Source organism: Streptomyces montanisoli (genome assembly GCF_017813245.1).
Classification (GTDB): domain Bacteria; phylum Actinomycetota; class Actinomycetes; order Streptomycetales; family Streptomycetaceae; genus Streptomyces; species Streptomyces montanisoli.
This window is the reverse complement of the sequence record NZ_JAGIQL010000352.1, coordinates 1-1,571: the sequence shown is the minus strand read 5'-3', so window position 1 is coordinate 1,571 and position 1,571 is coordinate 1. Positions and strand designations below refer to the sequence as shown.

The following is a 1,571-nucleotide window of genomic DNA, read 5'->3' as shown; positions in this document are numbered from 1 at the left end:
GCCCCGCGCGCCCGCAGGACGGCCGCGAGGGCGAGGAACGCGGCGCCGATGGGGGGCCACGCTAGGGCGAGCGCGAGCTGCGGGTCGGCCCTCGCGGCTGCGCACAGCGCCCCGGCGGCGGTCGCCGCCGCTGCGGCGGCCGCGAGCTTCGCGAGGGCGGCGGCGATGTACGGGACGCGCACCGGGACGCTGCGCCGGCGCAGCCCGGCGAGGAGCAGCACGGCGGTGAGGCTGATGCCGAGCGCGTTGGCCGCCGCGATGCCGAGCACGCCCCAGGGGCCGACGAGCGCGGCACCCGAGGCGGTGGTCAGCGCGAGCCCGCCGAGCATGGTGAGCGCCGGGTACCACAGGGGGCGGGCGGCCGAGAAGTAGCAGCGCACGAGCGCCCCGACGAGGGTCTGCCCGAGCAGGCCGAGCGCGTAGACGCGCATGACGGACGCGGTGGCCGCGGTGTCGGCGGCGTCGAACGCCCCGCGCTGGAAGAGGACGTGCACGAGCTGCGGGGCGCAGGCGATGACGAGCGCGGTGCCGAGGAGCACGACGACGGCGGCCGTCGCGAGGTCGCGCTCGACGCGGCGGCGCGCGGCGGCCGTGTCGCCCGCGGCCATGGCGCGGGCGACGGCGGGGAAGGTGACGGTGCACAGCATGAGCGACAGCGTCATCGGCAGCTGCGCCACCTTCTGCGCGTAGTTGAGGTGGGAGATGGCGCCCGACGTCAGCGGCGCGGCGAGGAAGCGCTCGACGAGCACCTGCGCCTGCCTGCTCAGCGCGAAGACGATCACGGGCGCGACGAGCGCGACGCCGATGCCCGGCGCGACGCCGGCGCCCGGCACGGCTCCGGCGCCCGGCACGGCTCCGGCGGCTGTCCGCCGGGCAGCGTGCAGGCCCCGCCACAGCGACGGCGCCTGCACGAGCACCATGCACACCCCGCCGACGGCCACCCCGAGCGCGGCGGCCCGCACGCCGAGGCGGCCGGGCAGGACGACCATCGTGGCGATGATGCCGGCGTTGTAGGCGACGTAGATCGCGGCGGGTGCGAAGAAGCGTGCGTGCGCGCGCAGGGCGGCGCTGAAGCAGCCGACGAGCCCGAAGGTGAACACGCACGTCGCGGTGGCGCGCGTGCAGTCGACGGCGAGCCGGTGGTCGGGCAGCCCGGGCGCGAGCGCGTCCACGACCCACGGCGCCCCGGCGATCACCAGCAGCGCCACGCAGCCGAGGACGCCGCACAGCGTCGGCAGCGTGCGCCGCAGCAGGGCGCGCACGGAGTGCCGGGCGACGGCGAGGCTGAACGCGGGCACGAGGATGAGCGCCATGGCGTCCTCGATGAGCAGGGTGGAGGACACCTCGGGGACGGTCCACGACACGAGGAACGCGTCGCTCTCGGCGCCCGCGCCGAAGAGGTGGGCGATGACCTGGTCACGCACGAGCCCGAGCAGCGCACCGAACGCGGTGAGCACGGCGGTGACCACGGCGGCCCGCCCGAACCGGCCCCCGCCCCGGCCGGCGGGCCCGCTCTCGGCGCGGGACGCGCCGGCTCCGGGCGCGTCCGCACCGGCGGGTGAGTCGAGCGC

1 protein-coding gene is annotated in these 1,571 nt (G+C 77.7%); it reads right to left on the bottom strand.

All coding sequences use genetic code 11. From position 1 onward, the window contains the following. A partial coding sequence (locus JFN87_RS33105; protein WP_372449340.1) for a lipid II flippase MurJ occupies positions 1–1,571 on the bottom strand: 1,571 nt, incomplete at both ends.